This is a genomic window from Alcanivorax sp., from assembly GCF_002733835.1.
Lineage (GTDB): Bacteria > Pseudomonadota > Gammaproteobacteria > Pseudomonadales > Alcanivoracaceae > Alcanivorax.
The window spans coordinates 31130-48234 of sequence record NZ_NVWY01000013.1; the positions used below are offsets into that span (position 1 = coordinate 31130).

20 protein-coding genes are annotated in these 17105 nt (G+C 58.6%); 16 read left to right on the plus strand and 4 right to left on the minus strand.

Annotated features, from left to right (window positions below; genetic code table 11):
• The first annotated feature begins 18 nt into the window (after positions 1-18).
• A complete protein-coding gene (locus tag COA55_RS08280; protein WP_290501454.1) occupies positions 19-441 on the plus strand; it encodes an HIT family protein in 423 nt (140 codons plus the stop codon).
• The gene (locus COA55_RS08285) at positions 441-635 is read left to right on the plus strand and encodes a CPXCG motif-containing cysteine-rich protein (RefSeq protein WP_063519913.1); all 195 of its coding nucleotides are present in this window, start codon (positions 441-443) and stop codon (positions 633-635) included. Before COA55_RS08280 ends, COA55_RS08285 begins: the two co-directional genes overlap by 1 nt.
• A 159-nt stretch (positions 636-794) precedes the next feature.
• On the opposite strand, the gene COA55_RS08290 is transcribed toward COA55_RS08285, so the two are convergent.
• From COA55_RS08290 to COA55_RS08300, 3 genes are all read right to left on the minus strand, one after another.
• A complete protein-coding gene (locus COA55_RS08290; RefSeq protein WP_290501497.1) occupies positions 795-1022 on the minus strand; it encodes a SelT/SelW/SelH family protein in 228 nt (75 codons plus the stop codon).
• Positions 1023-1328: 306 nt separating this feature from the next.
• Positions 1329-1910: a YajG family lipoprotein gene (locus COA55_RS08295; RefSeq protein WP_290501457.1), complete on the minus strand. Its 582-nt coding sequence runs from the start codon at positions 1908-1910 to the stop codon at positions 1329-1331.
• Between the two features lie 26 nt (positions 1911-1936).
• On the minus strand, positions 1937-2908 hold the full coding sequence (locus COA55_RS08300; RefSeq protein ID WP_290501459.1) for a polyprenyl synthetase family protein: 972 nt from the start codon (positions 2906-2908) through the stop codon (positions 1937-1939).
• Positions 2909-3172: 264 nt separating this feature from the next.
• Between COA55_RS08300 and rplU the strand changes: the two genes are divergently transcribed.
• The 4 genes from rplU (at position 3173) to proB (ending at position 6321) form a co-directional block, all read left to right on the plus strand.
• Positions 3173-3484, plus strand: a complete 312-nt coding sequence (gene rplU, locus COA55_RS08305) for a 50S ribosomal protein L21 (protein ID WP_007148862.1) — start codon at positions 3173-3175, stop codon at positions 3482-3484.
• A 45-nt stretch (positions 3485-3529) separates the two neighbouring features.
• The gene (gene rpmA / locus COA55_RS08310; protein ID WP_007149973.1) at positions 3530-3790 is read left to right on the plus strand and encodes a 50S ribosomal protein L27; all 261 of its coding nucleotides are present in this window, start codon (positions 3530-3532) and stop codon (positions 3788-3790) included.
• A gap of 144 nt (positions 3791-3934) precedes the next feature.
• Positions 3935-5119 (plus strand): Obg family GTPase CgtA, encoded by a 1185-nt coding sequence (cgtA, locus tag COA55_RS08315; protein WP_063519909.1) that lies wholly within the window; start codon positions 3935-3937, stop codon positions 5117-5119.
• Positions 5120-5190: 71 nt separating this feature from the next.
• On the plus strand, positions 5191-6321 hold the full coding sequence (gene proB, locus COA55_RS08320) for a glutamate 5-kinase (RefSeq protein WP_290501462.1): 1131 nt from the start codon (positions 5191-5193) through the stop codon (positions 6319-6321).
• A gap of 134 nt (positions 6322-6455) precedes the next feature.
• On the opposite strand, the gene rpsT is transcribed toward proB, so the two are convergent.
• Positions 6456-6722: a 30S ribosomal protein S20 gene (rpsT, locus tag COA55_RS08325; protein ID WP_290501464.1), complete on the minus strand. Its 267-nt coding sequence runs from the start codon at positions 6720-6722 to the stop codon at positions 6456-6458.
• A gap of 246 nt (positions 6723-6968) precedes the next feature.
• Here rpsT and murJ point away from each other — a divergent pair, with 246 nt between their 5' ends.
• From murJ to COA55_RS08375, 10 genes are all read left to right on the plus strand, one after another.
• Entirely contained in the window at positions 6969-8534 is a 1566-nt protein-coding gene (murJ, locus tag COA55_RS08330) for a murein biosynthesis integral membrane protein MurJ (RefSeq protein ID WP_290501466.1), read from the plus strand.
• A gap of 148 nt (positions 8535-8682) precedes the next feature.
• Positions 8683-9666 (plus strand): bifunctional riboflavin kinase/FAD synthetase, encoded by a 984-nt coding sequence (gene ribF / locus COA55_RS08335; protein WP_290501468.1) that lies wholly within the window; start codon positions 8683-8685, stop codon positions 9664-9666.
• Between the two features lie 11 nt (positions 9667-9677).
• Complete coding sequence (gene ileS, locus COA55_RS08340) at positions 9678-12491, plus strand: isoleucine--tRNA ligase (protein WP_290501470.1); 2814 nt, start codon at positions 9678-9680, stop codon at positions 12489-12491.
• Positions 12484-13026 (plus strand): signal peptidase II, encoded by a 543-nt coding sequence (gene lspA, locus COA55_RS08345; RefSeq protein WP_290501471.1) that lies wholly within the window; start codon positions 12484-12486, stop codon positions 13024-13026. The genes ileS and lspA overlap by 8 nt, the downstream gene beginning before the upstream one ends.
• On the plus strand, positions 13019-13489 hold the full coding sequence (locus COA55_RS08350; RefSeq protein ID WP_290501473.1) for a peptidylprolyl isomerase: 471 nt from the start codon (positions 13019-13021) through the stop codon (positions 13487-13489). The genes lspA and COA55_RS08350 overlap by 8 nt, the downstream gene beginning before the upstream one ends.
• Positions 13490-13614: 125 nt before the next feature.
• Positions 13615-14550: a 4-hydroxy-3-methylbut-2-enyl diphosphate reductase gene (gene ispH, locus COA55_RS08355; RefSeq protein WP_290501475.1), complete on the plus strand. Its 936-nt coding sequence runs from the start codon at positions 13615-13617 to the stop codon at positions 14548-14550.
• Between the two features lie 249 nt (positions 14551-14799).
• On the plus strand, positions 14800-15288 hold the full coding sequence (locus COA55_RS08360; RefSeq protein WP_290501477.1) for a GspH/FimT family pseudopilin: 489 nt from the start codon (positions 14800-14802) through the stop codon (positions 15286-15288).
• Positions 15288-15809 carry a type IV pilus modification protein PilV gene (pilV, locus tag COA55_RS08365; RefSeq protein ID WP_290501479.1) on the plus strand — a complete coding sequence of 174 codons (522 nt, stop codon included), beginning with the start codon at positions 15288-15290 and terminating at the stop codon, positions 15807-15809. Before COA55_RS08360 ends, pilV begins: the two co-directional genes overlap by 1 nt.
• Positions 15806-16549: a PilW family protein gene (locus COA55_RS08370; protein ID WP_290501481.1), complete on the plus strand. Its 744-nt coding sequence runs from the start codon at positions 15806-15808 to the stop codon at positions 16547-16549. Before pilV ends, COA55_RS08370 begins: the two co-directional genes overlap by 4 nt.
• A 22-nt stretch (positions 16550-16571) precedes the next feature.
• The gene (locus COA55_RS08375; RefSeq protein WP_290501483.1) at positions 16572-17099 is read left to right on the plus strand and encodes a PilX N-terminal domain-containing pilus assembly protein; all 528 of its coding nucleotides are present in this window, start codon (positions 16572-16574) and stop codon (positions 17097-17099) included.
• Positions 17100-17105: the final 6 nt, after the last annotated feature.

Below are 17105 nucleotides of genomic sequence, written 5' to 3' on the forward strand. Positions count from 1 at the left end.
GTTACTAAAGGAGAAATTATGTCCTCGCTTCATCCCCGTCTTGCTGCCGACACCCGGGCTCTGGGAGAAACAGAGCTTTGCTGGTTGCGCTGGATGAACGATCAGCGGTTTGCCTGGATTGTGGTAGTGCCCAAGCGGGACGGGCTGCGCGAATGGCATCATTTGCCCGTGGATGAGCAGCAGGCGTTGCTGGCGCAGGTGAATGCGCTGGCAGGCCAGCTTGAACAGGTGACCGGCGCAGACAAGATCAACATCGGTGCGCTGGGGAACATGGTGCCGCAGCTGCATGTGCATATTATCGCCCGCTTTGCGGATGATCCATGCTGGCCTGGACCGGTGTGGGGGCAGGGGCAACCTGAACCCTGGCCAGACAATCAGGAGCCGGGCTGGATTGCCGAGTTGACGTTGACCGACGATGTGGTAACCACTGGAGGGCGTTAATGGCGGGGTTGTTGCCGGTGACGGTTCAGTGTCCACATTGCTGGGAGGCCATCGAGGTGTTGGTGGATCCTTCGGTGGAAGAGCAGGAATACGTGGAAGATTGCCAGGTGTGCTGCCAGCCGCTGTTGTTTACGGTGGCGGTGCCGTTTGGCAGTGAAGAGCCGCAGGTGGAGGTGCGGCCGGAGAATGAATAGAAGCGGGCCACTCGCTGTGAGCTGTAACGCGGGGTTATGCTGCTCTAATAGTGCTGGCCTTTAGCGCCGCGTGGCAAGTGTTGGAGCGCGACGACTGCTGTTTTCGTTAACCTCAAACATGTGTCGCGTTGTAGCTTGAGGCTTGCAGCTTGTTGCTGACTATTTGTCGATATGTCCCAGCGCCCGCTCCGGGCAGACTGCATCCCGTACCCGTCGTTTCAGCTCGGTGATTTCCGGAAAGCCGCCATCCTTTTTCCTGTCCCAGATTGGTTGCCCGTTGGCCTCAATCGAGAACACGCCGCCGGTGCCCGGTTGCAGGGTCACTTCATCCAGTTCATCACTGAAGGTGGCGAGCAGCTCCTGCGCGTACCAGCCGCTACGCAGCAGCCAGTTGCATGGGGATCCCCTGCATAACTCCTTGCATGCTCAGCGTGATCTGAAGTGCGTAGCTGTTGTTCTTTGTCGCGCAGGCAAGGGTGGTTTCCTTTTCAAGCGGCAAAGGGCAGCAGATGCGCGCTTCAGGTCACGCCCTGCGGGGCTTTCAGGCTGCCCCGCACTCGTTGTTGCAATTTCTCGATGGGTCGACACACACCTTCACAATTGCGCCTAGATTGCGAACCAGCCTGAAAGCCTGAGCACGCAAGGAGTTATGCAGGGGATCCCTGCTGCAGTAGTGAATCACCACGCGGTTCATCAGGGGGTGTCATTGCCGGCCAGGAAGGCCTGCATTTTAGGGTCGTTGAGCATGCGGGTGATGGCGCCGCTGAGGATCTCGTTGACCATGGCCTGGTTGCGATCGGCGGTGGGGGTGAGCGGCAGGTCGTGGACCACGCTGCTCTTGTAGGTGCCGGTGTGCACCACATCACCACGGGTGGCTTCGGCGAGAAGCGTCAGCGACAGGGTGACTTCGTTGACCACCGAGCCTTCTTCGGGCACGTAGTCCAGCTGTTCCAGGCGCACCTCCAGGCGGGTGGCGTCGGCGCCAGGATTGAAGGCGTTAAAGCCCTGGGTTTGCAGCCCCTTGCGCACGGCGTCTTCAATGGCGGCTTTCACGTCGTTGGCGGGCTGAACCAGGGCGGTTTCCTTGTAGACGCCGCCGCGGGTGCCGAAGGCGCTCTGGTCACGGGAATCCACAGCGATAACCTGCACCGGCTGATTCTGGCCGATATTGGCCGCTTCAACGTCTGCCTTGGGGGTAACGTTGATCATCTGGGGGCTCAGGGCGCAACCGGCAAACAGGGTGGTTGCGGTCAAAATCAGGGCTGCACGCAGCATGGTAACTCCTTAGTGGGTCGGTACGCTCAGTAGGTGCGCTTCAGTGACTCTTCCGCCAGGCGGAACAGGGCATCCTTGTACGGTGAGGCGGGTACATGGTCGATAGCCGCCAGGGCAATGCGGGTGTGCTCTGCCGCCTTGTCCACCGTATATTGAAGACCGCCGCTGGCGCGAACGGTTTCAACGATTTGTTCCAGATGCTCCAGCCCGCCGCTGCGAATGGCATCCTTGATCAGGGTGGCCTGTTCAGGGGAGCCGTTGGCGATGGTGTAGATCAGTGGCAGGGTGGGTTTGCCTTCGGCCAGGTCGTCGCCCACATTCTTGCCCAGTTCGCTGGCGTCACCCTGATAGTCAAGCACGTCGTCGATCAGCTGGAAGGCGATGCCCAGGTGGCGGCCATAGGTGGCAAAGGCGTCCACATGATCGCTGGCCTGGTCCGCGCCCAGCACGGCGCCGGTTTCCGCCGCCGATTCGAACATTTTGGCGGTTTTATGGTGAATCACCCGCATGTAGTTCTCTTCGCTGGTGTTGGGGTCGCGCACATTGATCAGCTGCAGCACCTCACCTTCGGAAATGGTGTTGGTGCTCTGGGAGAAAATGTCCAGCAGGCGCGGGTGGCGCAGGGCAACCATCAGTTGCAGGGCGCGGGAAATCAGGAAGTCGCCCACCAGCACGCTGGCGGCGTTGCCCCACACCGCATTGACGGTGGGGCGCCCGCGGCGCAGATTGGACTCGTCTACCACGTCGTCATGGAGCAGGGTGGCGGTATGCAGAAACTCGATGATGGCGGCCACGTCCACGTGGCGATCGCCCTGATAGCCGGCGGCCCGGGCGCAAAGAATGGCGATCAGCGGGCGTAGCCGCTTGCCGCCGGATTGAATGATGTAATCGCCCACTTCGCGGATCAGGGGGACGTTGGAATCCAGGTGGTGACTGATAAACTGGTTCACCGCCTCGAAGTCGTCATCGACGACGGCATAGATAGCCTTGAAATCCATGTATTCAGGTCCAGACAAAGGGTGGCGCGACAGCGGGCAATGCTAGCAGTGGCTGGCGGGTAGTCAAGGAAACCGCAGCCCCCGTGATTACTGGGTCAAGGCGAGAAGGAAAGGCTTGTAGGTCCTGGTTGGTTCGCGTACACTTCGCGACCCAATTTCATCCTCTGCCTGGCTTGCAAGTGGTGGTGGCTGTTTCCCGCACTATTAAAGTGCTGTGGACGCCGTGGATCGCCCGCCTGAGTGGAGTTGTGCTGGAGCACACACATGTACGCAGTAATCAAAACCGGCGGTAAGCAGTATCGCGTTGAAGAAGGCGATGTTGTTCGCATCGAGAAAATTGAAGTAGCCACCGGCGAATCCGTTGATTTCGACCAGGTGCTGCTGGTTGCCAATGGCGACGACGTGAAAGTCGGCCAGCCGATGCTGGATGGTGCCAAGGTAACCGCGGAAGTGCTGGAGCAGGGCCGTCACAAGAAGATCAAGATTGTGAAGTTCCGTCGCCGCAAGCATTCCCGTAAGCAACAGGGTCACCGTCAGTGGTACACTGCGGTGAAAATCACCGGGATCCAGGGCTGATCCTTAAGACCTGATTTTCAGAAATTGAGTAGAGAGGATTGAGACATGGCGCATAAAAAAGCCGGTGGTAGTACTCGTAACGGTCGCGATTCGGAAAGTAAACGCCTTGGCGTGAAACGCTATGGCGGCCAGGTTGTCAGTGCAGGCGAAATCATTGTTCGTCAGCGCGGCACCAAATTCCACGCTGGCGTAAACGCCGGCATGGGCAAAGACCACACCATCTTTGCCAAGGAAACCGGTCGTGTGAAGTTCGAAGTCAAAGGTCCGCTGAGCCGCAAATATGTGGTGATCGAGCCTGTGGCCTGATCCTGACGGATCAGAAAAAACCCCGCGAGGCTTCGCCCGCGGGGTTTTTTTGTATTTGCGGCCGGGGCTTTGCCCGGCGGTATCTGTCCCCAAAATGAATGCATTGCCGTAGAATGGCACCGTTCTGAAAGAGAGTCTGTTCCCATGCAATTTGTCGATGAAGCCACTATTGATGTCCATGCCGGAAAGGGCGGTGACGGCTGTCTGAGCTTTCGTCGCGAGAAATACGTGGAGTTCGGCGGGCCGGACGGCGGAGACGGTGGTGCCGGCGGTCATGTTTATGTGCAGGCCGATACCAATATCAACACCCTGGTGGATTACCGGTACGACCGTATCTTCAAGGCGCGTAATGGTGAGCCGGGCAAGGGCCGCCAGATGACCGGCAAATCCGCTGACGATGTCATTCTGTATGTGCCGGTGGGCACCACCGTGGTCGATCTGGATACGGAAGAGGTGCTGGCGGACCTCACTGCCACCGACAAGCCGGTGATGGTGGCTCAGGCGGGCCGTGGCGGGCTGGGCAATATCCACTTCAAGAGCAGTGTGAACCAGGCGCCGCGTAAAACCACCAAGGGTAAGCCTGGCGAGTCCCGGCGCTTGCGTCTGGAGCTCAAGGTGCTGGCGGATGTGGGGCTGTTGGGTATGCCCAATGCGGGCAAGAGCACGCTGATTCGTGCCATTTCCGCGGCCAAACCGAAGGTGGCGGATTATCCGTTTACCACCTTGATTCCGAATCTCGGGGTGGTGAAGGCGGACCGCTACCGCAGCTTTGTGGTGGCGGACATTCCCGGTCTGATCGAAGGGGCGGCGGACGGTGCTGGCCTGGGGATCCGCTTCCTCAAGCATTTGGCGCGCACCCGGTTGTTGTTGCATGTGGTGGATCTGGCGCCCATGGACGGTTCCAGCCCGGCCAATCATATTGATGCCATCGCTGATGAGCTGGACCGGTTTTCGCCGGCACTGGCGGAGCAGGAGCGCTGGCTGGTATTCAACAAAATCGACCTGCTGGCTGATGACGAAGCTCAGGCCCAGGCGGATGCCATTGTGGATGAGCTGGGCTGGCAGGGGCCGGTGTTCAAGGTTTCGGCCGCCGCCGGGGTGGGCTGTGAGGATCTGGTTTACGCCCTGATGAATGCCATTGAGGATCGCCGTCGTCTTGAGGAGGAGGATCCAGCCTACGCCGCTGCCCAACAGGACCTGCGTGCCCGTCTGGAAGAAGAGGCCCGGGAGAAGGTGCAGGAGCTCAAGGCGGAGTCGCGTCGTGCTCGCCAGAATGATAATGACGACGACGATGATGATCACGATGTGGAAATCGTCTACGAGCCGTAGCGCATTGTTGTGTCTGGCGAGTTGAGTGGCAGGAAATGCCAGATGTTCGGACCCGATGGTAAGGAGTGAGCGTGGCAGATCGCCAGCGTTGGGTAATCAAGATAGGCAGTGCCCTGCTGACCAATGACGGCAAAGGGCTGGACTGTGCGCTCATGCAAACCTGGGTGGACCGCATGGTGGCCCTGCGTGAGCGTGGCATTGAAGTGGTTATTGTCTCGTCCGGGGCGGTGGCCGAAGGCATGACCAGGCTGGGCTGGTCGGTGCGCCCGGATTCCGTGCATGAGCTGCAGGCCGCCGCCGCCGTGGGGCAGATGGGGCTGGTGCAGGCCTGGGAGACCCGCTTTCAGCAGCATCAGTTGCATACTGCCCAGGTCCTGCTCACCCACGACGATCTGTCTGATCGCAAACGCTATCTCAATGCCCGTTCTACCTTGCTGACCCTGCTGGGGTTCGGTGTGGTGCCGGTGGTGAATGAGAACGATACCGTGGTCACCGACGAAATCCGTTTTGGGGATAACGATACCCTGGCGGCGCTGGTGGCGAATCTGGTAGAGGCGGACCGGCTGCTGATTCTCACGGATCAGGAAGGCCTGTTTGATGCGGATCCGCGCAACAATGCCGATGCCAACCTGATTCGCGAGGCCCGGGCCTCGGATCCGGCCATTGCCCGTGTCGCTGGCGGCGGCGGTTTATTGGGGCGCGGAGGTATGGCCACCAAGGTGCGGGCCGGCAAGTTGGCCGCTCGCTCGGGTGCGATTACCACTATTGCCTCCGGGCGTAGCCCGGAAGTGCTTATCGAGTTGGCGGATGGTCAGGGGCCGGGCACGACGTTGTTGCCGGATACCTCGCCGATGAACGCCCGCAAGCAATGGCTGGCCGGGCATTTGCAGATGCGCGGGCGTCTGGTGCTGGACGCCGGGGCGGTGGCGCGTTTGCGTGATGGTGGTTCGAGCTTGCTGCCGGTGGGCGTGGTGGGTGTGTTTGGTCAGTTTTCCCGTGGCGAGATGGTGGCGTGTGAGGATGAGCAGGGCGAGGGGGTTGGCTGCGGCCTGGTGAATTACGATGCGGCGGATGCACGCCGGATTTGCCGCAAGAAGAGCGCCGAGATCGCTGAGGTGCTGGGCTTCATGAATGAGGAAGAGCTGATCCACCGGGATAATCTGGTGGTGTTTGACGCCGGAAGCCTGACGCCGGAGGCTTGACGCGAAGAGCAAGTTTCGAGAAGCGAAAGGCAAGACCGGTTTGGATTTTCGAAACTCGCTTCTCGCAACTCGATACTGATTTTCAGACATAAAAAAACCGGCTCAAGGCCGGTTTTTTTATGTCCACCAAGGGATCAGGCTGCCATCGCCTTGATCTTGGTGTTCAGGCGGCTCTTGTGACGAGCGGCCTTGTTCGGGTGGAACTTACCCTTGCGGGTGGCTTTGTCCAGCACAGACACCGCCTGGTTGTAAGCTTCCTGAGCGCTGCCTTGGTCGCCGGACGCAATAGCCGCGTTCACCCGCTTCAGGTATGTGCGCACCATGGAGCGCATCGCTGCGTTGTGCTGACGGCGATTTTCCGCCTGACGCGCACGCTTGCGTGCTTGCGGTGAGTTAGCCAAGGTCCTGCTCCTATCTAAAATTCGAGGTCAAATTCGGTTTACGACACTGGCCCTGTGGGCCGACCTGAGTATTGGAAGCCAATCTATGGTCAAAAAACACACGGGTCATGGTCTAAAGACGCGCAACTATGCCGATCAAGGCGGCCTGTGTCAATGGGAAAAGCCTGCTGAAATGATGATTGGCATGCGCCTCTCTGGCGGTTTGGGTAGCCTTTCGTTAACCTTCACCGGTTTCCTGGAGCGACCATGACTGATACCCCCGAGCAACCCCCGAAAAAGGCAGGTTTACTGGCGTCCACCGCCGTGGTGGCAACCATGACCATGCTGTCGCGGGTGCTGGGGCTGGTGCGTGACGTGGTGATCGCGCGGATGCTGGGCGCGTCCGCCGGCGCCGATGCCTTTTTTGTGGCCCTGAAAATCCCCAATTTCCTGCGCCGGTTGTTTGCCGAAGGCGCCTTTAATCAGGCCTTTGTACCGGTGCTCAGCGAATACCGCAGCAATGGCAGCATGGCTGCCACGAAATTGCTGGTGGACCGGGTGGCCGGCACCCTGGGTGGCACCCTGGTGCTGGTGACGCTGGTGGGCGTGCTGGCCGCGCCGGCGATTATCTGGGTGTTTGCCCCCGGTTTTGGCGATGACCCGCAAAAACGGGCGCTGGCGGTGGAGATGCTGCGCCTGACGTTCCCTTATCTTTTCTTTATTGCGCTGACGGCGTTCGCCGGCGGCATTCTCAATAGCTGGAACCGCTTTGCCGTGCCGGCTTTCACTCCGGTATTGCTGAACCTGAGCCTGATTGGCTGCGCCCTGTTTCTGGCGCCGCACTTTGCCGAAGACCGCATGGCGGTGGCGCTGGCCTGGGGGGTGTTGATCGCCGGGGTGGTGCAGCTGCTGTTCCAGTTGCCCTTCCTGGCCCGGTTGAATTTGATGCCGATTCCGCGCATGGGCTGGCGTGATCCCGGTGTTCGCAAGATCATGAAACTGATGGCGCCGGCCCTGTTCGGGGCGTCGGTCTATCAGCTGAACTCCCTGGTCAACACGATTCTGGCCTCCATGCTGGAAACCGGGTCGGTGACCTGGCTGTATTACACGGACCGGCTGATCGAGCTGCCGCTGGGCATTTTTGCGGTGGCCATTGGCACGGTGATTCTTCCCAGCCTGTCCAGCAAGCATGCGGAAGCCTCGCCAGAGGCGTTCTCGCGCACTCTGGATTGGGCGATTCGCATGGTGCTGCTGATTGGCTTGCCCGCAGCACTGGCGTTGTTCGCACTGGCCGAGCCGCTGCTGTCTACGCTGTTCCAGTACGGGGAATTTTCCGCCTTTGATGTGACTCAGACGGCGGCCTCGCTGCGGGCGTATAGCGCCGGGTTGTTGGCGGCCATGCTGATCAAAGTGCTGGCGCCGGGGTTTTACGCCCGCCAGGACACCCGCACCCCGGTGCGGATTGGGGTGCTGGCCATGCTGGCCAATATGCTGCTGGGCGCGCTGCTGGTGTGGGAATGGCGCCATGTGGGGCTGGCCTCGGCCATGGCGCTGTCGGCCTGGTTGAATGCCGGGTTGCTGTATCTGGGGCTGCGCCGCAGTGGGGTGTATCAGCCGTTGCCGGGCTGGGCGTTGCAATGGTTGCGGATGCTGTTGGCAGGGGTCGCCATGGTGGCGGCTTGCTACTGGTTGTCGTTGCAGACGGCGGTGTGGAATGAGGCCGGGGTGTGGCCGCGGGTTGGCTGGCTGTCCTTGATTGTGGTCGCTGGCGTGGCAATTTATTTGTCGTCTCTGGCGGTGTTAGGTTTGCGGGTGCGCCATCTGCGCCGTTAAGGCGTCTGTCTGGGGCTTCGTTTTACGCGCTCCAGTCTGCATCGCCGATGGTGTGCCAGGTTTTGATTTGGCGTGAAGCATGCAGGCCTGTTGCGTGCAGCGTAGTGGTGTTCCTGTATAATCGGGCGTCTTTTGATATGAGGGTGAGATGCGACTGATTCGCGGCATTCACAATCTGCGCGACACGCATCGCGGCTGTGTGGCCACCATCGGCAATTTCGATGGGGTGCATCAGGGTCACCAGCGCATTCTGGATCAGGTGATCGCAGAGGCCCGTCGTCGTGGTTTGAAATCCACGGTGATGTTGTTTGAGCCGCAGCCCCAGGAATTCTTTTCTCCCCGGACCGCGCCGCCGCGGCTGATGTCGCTGCGCGACAAGTTGATCGCCCTGCGCGAAGCCGGTGTGGATCAGGTGCTGTGCGTGCGCTTCGGTGAGCGTTTCCGTTCACTGACCGCAGAGGCCTTTGTGAAAGCCCTGTTGGTGGATGGCCTGGGCGTGGAATATCTGGTGGTAGGGGATGATTTCCGTTTCGGTTGTGGCCGGGACGGCGATTTTGCCTACCTGCAGCAGGCCGGTCAGCAGTTCGGTTTTGCGGTGACGGATACCGCCACCTGTGAGGTCGACGGTGAGCGGGTGTCCAGTACGCGCGTGCGGGCGGCGCTGTGTGACGGCGATTTTGCTCTGGCAGAGCGCTTGCTGGGGCGACCTTTTGCCATCAGTGGGCGGGTGCGCCATGGTGACAAGATCGGCCGGACCCTCGGCCTGCCCACGGTGAATCTGGCGCTGAAGCGGTTGCAGTCTCCCCTGCACGGCGTCTTTGCGGTGACGGTCACCGGCGCCGGGCTGACCGATCAGCCCGGCGCCGCCAACATGGGCACGCGGCCCACGGTGAATGGCACGGAAAATCGCCTGGAGGTCTATCTGCTGGATTACAGTGATTCGGCGGGTGGTTCTGGTTCGGGCGACGCGCAGCACACGCATCAAGACAGCCTGTATGGCGCACACCTGACCGTGGCTTTTCGCCATTATGTGCGCCCGGAAGAAAAATTCGCGGATCTGGACCAACTCAAGACTGCCATCCGGCAGGATGTGGACGCGGTTCGGGCTTTTTTTGATATGCCTACGGTGTAATAAGCGGAATCATGACGGACTACAAGGCAACGCTAAACCTTCCCCAAACCGGCTTTCCGATGAAAGCCGGCCTGTCCCAGCGTGAACCTGCGCGGCTCAAAGAGTGGCAGCAAAAGCAGCTGTACCAGAAGATTCGCGAGACCTTTGCCGGTCGGCCCAAGTTCATTCTTCATGATGGCCCTCCCTACGCCAACGGCGATATTCATATCGGCCATGCGGTAAACAAGATCCTCAAGGACATGATCGTCAAGTCCCGCACACTGGCGGGCTTCGATGCGCCCTATGTGCCGGGCTGGGATTGCCATGGTTTGCCCATTGAGCTGATGGTGGAGAAGAAAGTCGGCAAGGCCGGCCACAAGGTGGATGCCGGCACCTTCCGCAAGAAATGCCGCGAATACGCCAGCAAACAGGTGGCCGGGCAGAAGTCGGACTTTATGCGTCTGGGCGTGTTTGGCGACTGGGATAACCCCTACCTGACCATGGATTTTGCCTTCGAGGCGAACATCATCCGCTCGTTGGGCAAGATCGTGGATAACGGCCACCTGCAGCAGGGCTTCAAGCCGGTGCATTGGTGTCTGGATTGCGCCTCCGCGCTGGCGGAAGCGGAAGTGGAATACGAAGACAAAACCTCGCCGGCCATCGATGTGGCGTTCCCGGTGGTGGATGTGGCGGACTTCGTTGCCCGCTCAGGCATTGAAGCCAGCGCTCCGGCGCTGGTGATCTGGACCACCACCCCCTGGACTCTGCCGGCCAACCGGGCGGTGGCAGTGCACCCGGAGCTGGATTATGTGCTGCTCTCCGGCGAGCAGGACGGCGTGGCCCGTGAGCTGCTGGTGGCGGAGGCGCTGGCCGATGATCTGGTGGCGCGCTGGGGGTTGGACAAGGTGTCCCGTTCGGCCACCGTCACCGGCAGCAAGCTGGAAATGATGGCTTTGCAGCATCCCTTCCTGGAGGCCCAGGTGCCAGTGATCTTCGGTGAGCACGTCACCACCGACGCCGGTACCGGCCTGGTACACACCGCCCCGGGCCATGGTGCCGATGACTTTGTGGTGGGCAAGCAGTACGACCTGGACCCGGTCAGCCCGGTGCTGGATAACGGCCTGTTCCGCGACGATCTGCCCGTGGTAGGCGGCCTGCATGTGAGCAAGGCCAACGAGCCGGTGATCGAGGCGCTGAAAGACAGCGGCAATCTGGTCAAGTTGGCGAAAATTGAACACAGCTACCCGCATTGCTGGCGTCATAAAACACCGCTGATTTTCCGTGCCACGGCGCAGTGGTTTGTGTCCATGGATCAGGCGGGCCTGCTGCCCCGCGCCCGTCAGGAAGTCGACAAGGTGCAGTGGCTGCCGGAGTGGGGCAAGGCGCGCATTGAAGGCATGCTGACCGATCGCCCCGACTGGTGTATTTCCCGTCAGCGCACCTGGGGTGTGCCGATCGCCCTGTTCGTGAACAGGGAAACCGGCGAGCTGCATCCGCAAACCCCGGCACTGATCGAGCAGGTGGCCGAGCGGGTGGAGAAAGCAGGCATTGATGCCTGGTTCGATCTGGAGCCGGCGGAACTGCTGGGTGAAGACGCGGACAAGTACAGCAAGGTCACCGATACCCTGGACGTGTGGTTCGATTCCGGTGTCACCCATTATTGCGTGCTGGACCAGCGCGAGCAGCTGCGCGCGCCGGCGGATCTGTATCTGGAGGGGTCGGACCAGCACCGTGGCTGGTTCCAGTCGTCCCTGCTCACCAGCCTGGCGATTCGCGACACAGCCCCTTACAGTACGGTGTTGACCCACGGTTTCACCGTGGACGAGCACGGTCGCAAGATGTCCAAGTCGGTAGGCAACGTGATTGCCCCACAGGAAGTCTGGAATGACCTGGGTGCGGATATTCTGCGCCTGTGGGTCTGCGCCACGGATTACCGGGGCGAGATGTCCGTGTCCAAGGATATCCTCAAGCAGATGGGTGACAGCTATCGCCGTATCCGCAATACCAGCCGTTTCCTGCTCTCCAACCTGAGCGGTTTCGAGCCAGCCACGGATGCGTTGCAGCCGGAGCAGATGCTGGCGCTGGACCGCTACATCGTGGATAGGGCGTTGCAGGTGCAGGGCGAGATCGAAGACCTGTACGACGGCTACCACTTTCATCAGGTCTACCAGAAGCTGCATAACTTCTGTGCACTGGATCTGGGCGGTTTTTATCTGGATATCATCAAGGATCGCCAGTACACCACCCAGGCTGATTCCGTGGCACGGCGCTCCTGCCAGACCGCTTTGTACCATATCGCCCAGGCGCTGGTGCGCTGGATGGCGCCGGTGCTCAGCTTTACCGCCGAAGAGATCTACGAAAACCTGCCCGGCGAGCGGCTCGATTCCGTGTTCCTGACCGAATGGTACGACGGCCTGTTTGCGTTGGCCGAGGGTGCCGATATGGGCCGGGCGTTCTGGGACAAGGTGCAGGACGCCAAGCAGGCAGTGAACAAGGCCATCGAAGGGGCTCGTGCTGCCAAGCTGATCAAGGGTAGCCTGAGCGCTGAGGTGGTGCTGTTTGTGGACTCTGAGCAGAGTGCGTTGTTACAGCGCCTGGGCGATGAATTGCGTTTTGTCACCATTACTTCTGCCGCTGTGCTCAAGCCATTGGCAGAGGCCCCGGCAGAGTTGGAAGACACTGCTGTGGCGGGGTTGAAAGTACAGGTGCTGGCCTCGGATCACAGCAAGTGCGCTCGCTGTTGGCATCACCAGCCGGATGTGGGCAGCCATGCTGATCATCCGGAACTGTGTGGGCGCTGTATCACCAATGTGGATGGTGACGGCGAGGTGCGACACTATGCCTGATAATGCGCCGAATGCCGGCCGCCAAGCGCCGGGTGCAAAAAAACGGCTGCCCGGGCAATTGTCCTGGTTGTGGCTGACGGCGCTGATTGTCGCGCTGGACCAATGGACCAAGCATGAAGTGGTGGCGGTGTTTTCACTGTATGAACGGCTGGAAGTCTTTCCGCACTTCAATCTGACCCTGGCCTATAACAGCGGTGCCGCATTCAGCTTTCTGGCCGATGCGGGCGGTTGGCAGCGCTGGTTCTTTACGGCTATTGCGGTGGGCGCCTCGGTGATGATTTTGATCTGGCTGGCCCGGCTTACCGCTGCCGAGAAACTGCAGGGGGTAGCCCTGTCGCTGATCCTGGCCGGTGCCCTGGGCAATTTCTACGATCGATTGGTGCTGGGGCATGTGGTGGATTTTCTCGACTTCTACTGGGGCGATTATCATTTTCCGGCCTTCAATATTGCTGACACCGCCATCACGATCGGCGCCGGATTGATTCTGCTGGATATGCTGCTGGGAGCCAGAAAGGAGCCCAAAGACAATGACTGAATTACTGCGAGCAGGCCCGGATACCCGGATTACCCTGCATTTTGCTGTGCGCCTGATGGACGGCACGGACCTGGACTCCACCTTCGACGGTGAGCCCGCCTCTTTTGTGTGGGGGGATGAGTCCTTGCTGCCGGGCTTTGAAAATGCCATTCGTGGTCTCAAGGCCGGTGATCGTCGCAGCGTTTTCCTGGAAGCGGCCAAGGCGTTCGGGGAGTACAACGAGCAGAATGTGCAGCATTTCACCCGCGACACCTTTGCCGAGCACGATTCCCTGGAGCCCGGCATGGTGCTGAGTTTCGCCGATGCGGCCGGTGCCGAGCTGCCAGGGGTGATCGCCAAGGCGGATGATGAGTGGGTGATGGTGGACTTCAATCATCCGCTGGCAGGCCGGGATCTCACCTTTGAAGTGGAGATTATCGGTATCGAACGCTACGCCCCCGAGCAGCCTGTAACCCTCAATTGACCGTTGACGGTGGACAGCCGCCGGTGAAGAGAGGAACGTTCATGGGTAGGTGTTCAAACAGCGGGCAGGAGGAATGTTTCTGGCTTTCCGCTGTCCATTATCCACAGTCAACGATCAGCTGAATTATGGAAATTCGTCTCGCTAATCCCCGTGGCTTCTGTGCTGGCGTGGATCGTGCCATCGACATCGTCAACCGCGCTCTGGAAGTGTTCGGGCCACCGATTCATGTCCGTCACGAAGTGGTGCATAACCGTTATGTGGTGGAAGACCTGCGTCAGCGCGGCGCGGTGTTTGTGGAAGAGCTACACGAAGTGCCGGACGACGCCATTGTCATTTTCAGCGCCCACGGCGTCTCCAAAGCGGTGCAGGAAGAGGCCGAGCGGCGTCAGCTGCAGGTTTTCGATGCCACCTGCCCGCTGGTCACCAAGGTGCATATGGAAGTCATTCGGTATGCCCGTGAAGGCCGTGAAAGCATCCTGATTGGCCATGCTGGCCATCCGGAAGTGGAAGGCACCATGGGCCAGTACGACAAATCCCATGGGGGGGACATTTATCTGGTGGAAGACGAGGCTGACGTGGCGACCCTGACGGTGCGCAATGAAAGCAAACTGGCTTTCGTCACCCAGACCACCCTGAGTGTGGATGATACTGCCCGCGTCATTGATGCCCTGCGCCAGCGCTTTCCGGCGATTCTTGGCCCCAAACGCGAAGATATCTGCTACGCCACCACCAACCGCCAGGATGCCGTACGCCAGCTGGCGCTGGAGTGTGGTCTGGTGCTGGTGGTCGGCTCGGTAAACAGCTCCAACTCCAACCGGCTGCGCGAGCTGGCCGAACGCTGCGGTGCCGATGCCTACCTGATTGACGAGCCATCGCAGATTGATGCGGACTGGTTGAAAGGCAAAGCCGCTGTTGGTGTCACCGCCGGCGCCAGCGCCCCTGAGGATCTGGTACAGCAGGTCGTTGCTACACTCAAGAGCCTGGGAGGCAAAGACGCCGAAGAAATCCCCGGCCGTGAAGAAAATATCCGCTTCTCCATGCCCAAGGCGCTACGTCCGTAGCGCCTGTCCCGTCTTTTAGACCGTCCATTCTTCCGCAGCCAAGCCTAGTTCTTTTGGCTAAGCAAAAAATGCTCTAGTCTACGATTAAAGTGTGAGACCTCTCACACACTAAAGTACCAAAATTCATTATTTTTCAGCAGCTTATACCGTTCGGGTGCGGCAAGGCCCCACTGGTCTCCATTCAATTGAAGGCATATCGGGCCTTGTTAAAGTGATACCACGTACAAAAACCGATAGACCGGGGCAGGGATGAAAACAGGATTTAAAAGCCGCAATCAGTTTGGTTTTACGATCATTGAGTTGATGGTGACGATTGCTGTGGCGGGCGTTCTCTTAACGATTGCTGTGCCAGCGTTTAATGGCCTTCAGGCAAGAAGCGCGCTTCGCTCTACGGCCGCCGATTTTATTACTGCGGTTAATACTGCGCGGGTCCAGGCGGTGAGTTTACGAACGACGGTCACGTTAAAGCCGAAATCCGGAACGGATTGGAAAAGTGGATGGGTTATTGAGTACCCGGCTTCAGTAACCACCGAGGAGAATCAGGAGTTCTTGCCTAAAGGTACCAGCAAAATCGAATCCGATGATGGGCTAAGTAAGATTGAATTTCGTAACAATGGTTTGACTAATGCCGGACTGGCAAAGTTTTCGTTGTGTGATGACCGTACCGGGGAAGAGGGAAGAGCGATTACCGTATCGCCGTTTGGCAAGATTACCAACGAAGTGAAGAGCTGCAGCTGATGAAAAGCAAAGGGATGAAAAAACAGCAGGGTGTGGGGTTGGTTGAGGTGCTGATCGCCTTGCTGGTGTTGGCCATTGGGGTGCTGGGTTATGCCGGAATGCAACTGACGGCATTGAAAGCCGCTGAAGATGCGAACAATCGCGCCCAGGCTGCGTTGTTGGCGCAAGATGCGCTAGAGCGGTTTTTGGCTAATGAGGCTGCGATGAGTACTTACACTAATGTTAATAGCTGGCCGGATGCGAAATCTGACCCGGGCACAAAGCCTTCAGGGCTGAATACCTGTGTCGATGCTGACTGTGCTCCTCCCAATCTGGCAGATTGGGATATCGATGTTCTGTCTTGGCAGGTGGCCAATCAACTGCAAGGTGGAATGATTGCTGTAGATGCATGTGGCTCGGGCTCCCCTATCCATTGTGTGGCAGTGAGTTGGGGGGATCAGGATGCAGGAAAATGCTTTGATGCCGATGGTGTTAATGTGGGTGAAGGCTCCGAGTGTGTGGTGCTGGAGGTATCCCGATGATAATAAAAAAACATTATCAGGGTTTCAGTCTTGTCGAATTAATGGTCGCAATGTTGCTGGGGTTGCTTATTACTGGTGCTGCATTGCAGCTTTTTCTGGCAAATCAGCAATCCTTCGCACTTCAACAGGCCTTGTCCCGAATCCAGGAAGATGGGCAGCTCTTTGTTCGTTTCCTGGTGAGGGATCTGCGCCAAGCTGGTTTGGAAATGGATGACGTCGTGTCGTCCTACCCTCAAGGTGTCAAGTTCGTTACGACCCAAGGCAAGCCAGGCTCGAGTAATGGCGCAAACTATGATCGCCTGACAATTGCCTATCACGGTGTTTCAGATTGTGAAGGGGGGGCTGTGGCAGGAGGCAGTGCTGCTGAAATTGTTAACACCTACTTCGTTAACGATGAAAGCGAATTGGTTTGCGATGGCAGTGTTTCGGGTGGTGATGGAGTGGTTCTGCTGGAAGGGGTTCAGGCTTTTGAGGTGATGTACGGCATCGATACCAATAAAAATGGTTATGCGAATGCCGGTCAATATGTTTCCGCAGGGGATTTGGGCGGCAAAGAGGCTGTTGCTGTTCGTTTCGCCATATTGCTAAAAAACGATTCTCTCTCTCTCCCTGAAAGCGAAGGAACGCAAAAATTTTATGTTTTGCAAAAAGAAATTACAGCGCCGCAGGATCAAGCCGTGCGACGAGTTTTTATGTCCACAGTCAAGCTGCGTAATTACAGCGACTGGGACGCCATCTGATCATGAAGAAAGGTGAAAAAAGATGAAAATAAAAGAGAGGGGTGCGGCGCTGGTGGTTGCGCTTCTTATTCTGGTGGTTGTGTCGCTAATGGGGATATCGGCGATGAAATCAAGCATTTTTTCCGCCAAGGTTGCAACAGGCACGCAGGCTGATGCCATGACATTTGAAGCTGCGGAAAGTGCACTGTCCGCAGCTTATACAGAGATTAATGGCATGCCGGGTGCGGCGTTGTACGCCAGCTTGGGAGGTGGCGAGCCTCTTTATCGCTGTGTCACCAAGGGTGATACAAGTAAGAGTGGAAAGTGCGGTGCCAATAATAGCGATAAGCTGGATTCCCGAGGTTTGCTTATGGCTACTTCAGCAACAAAGCTCAATGGTTTTGAACCAATAGCGGGTGCGGAAATTGGCACCAGTGGTGGATCGCAGATTATGGTCGATTACAGAATTGCGATGTTGGGCGAGAGTGAAATGAAAAGCTTTAATTTATCGAATCATCATCTTCAGGAGGCCTTGAAGATGGGGGTTAAGCCTGGCTCTGAGATACAGTAAGGGGGC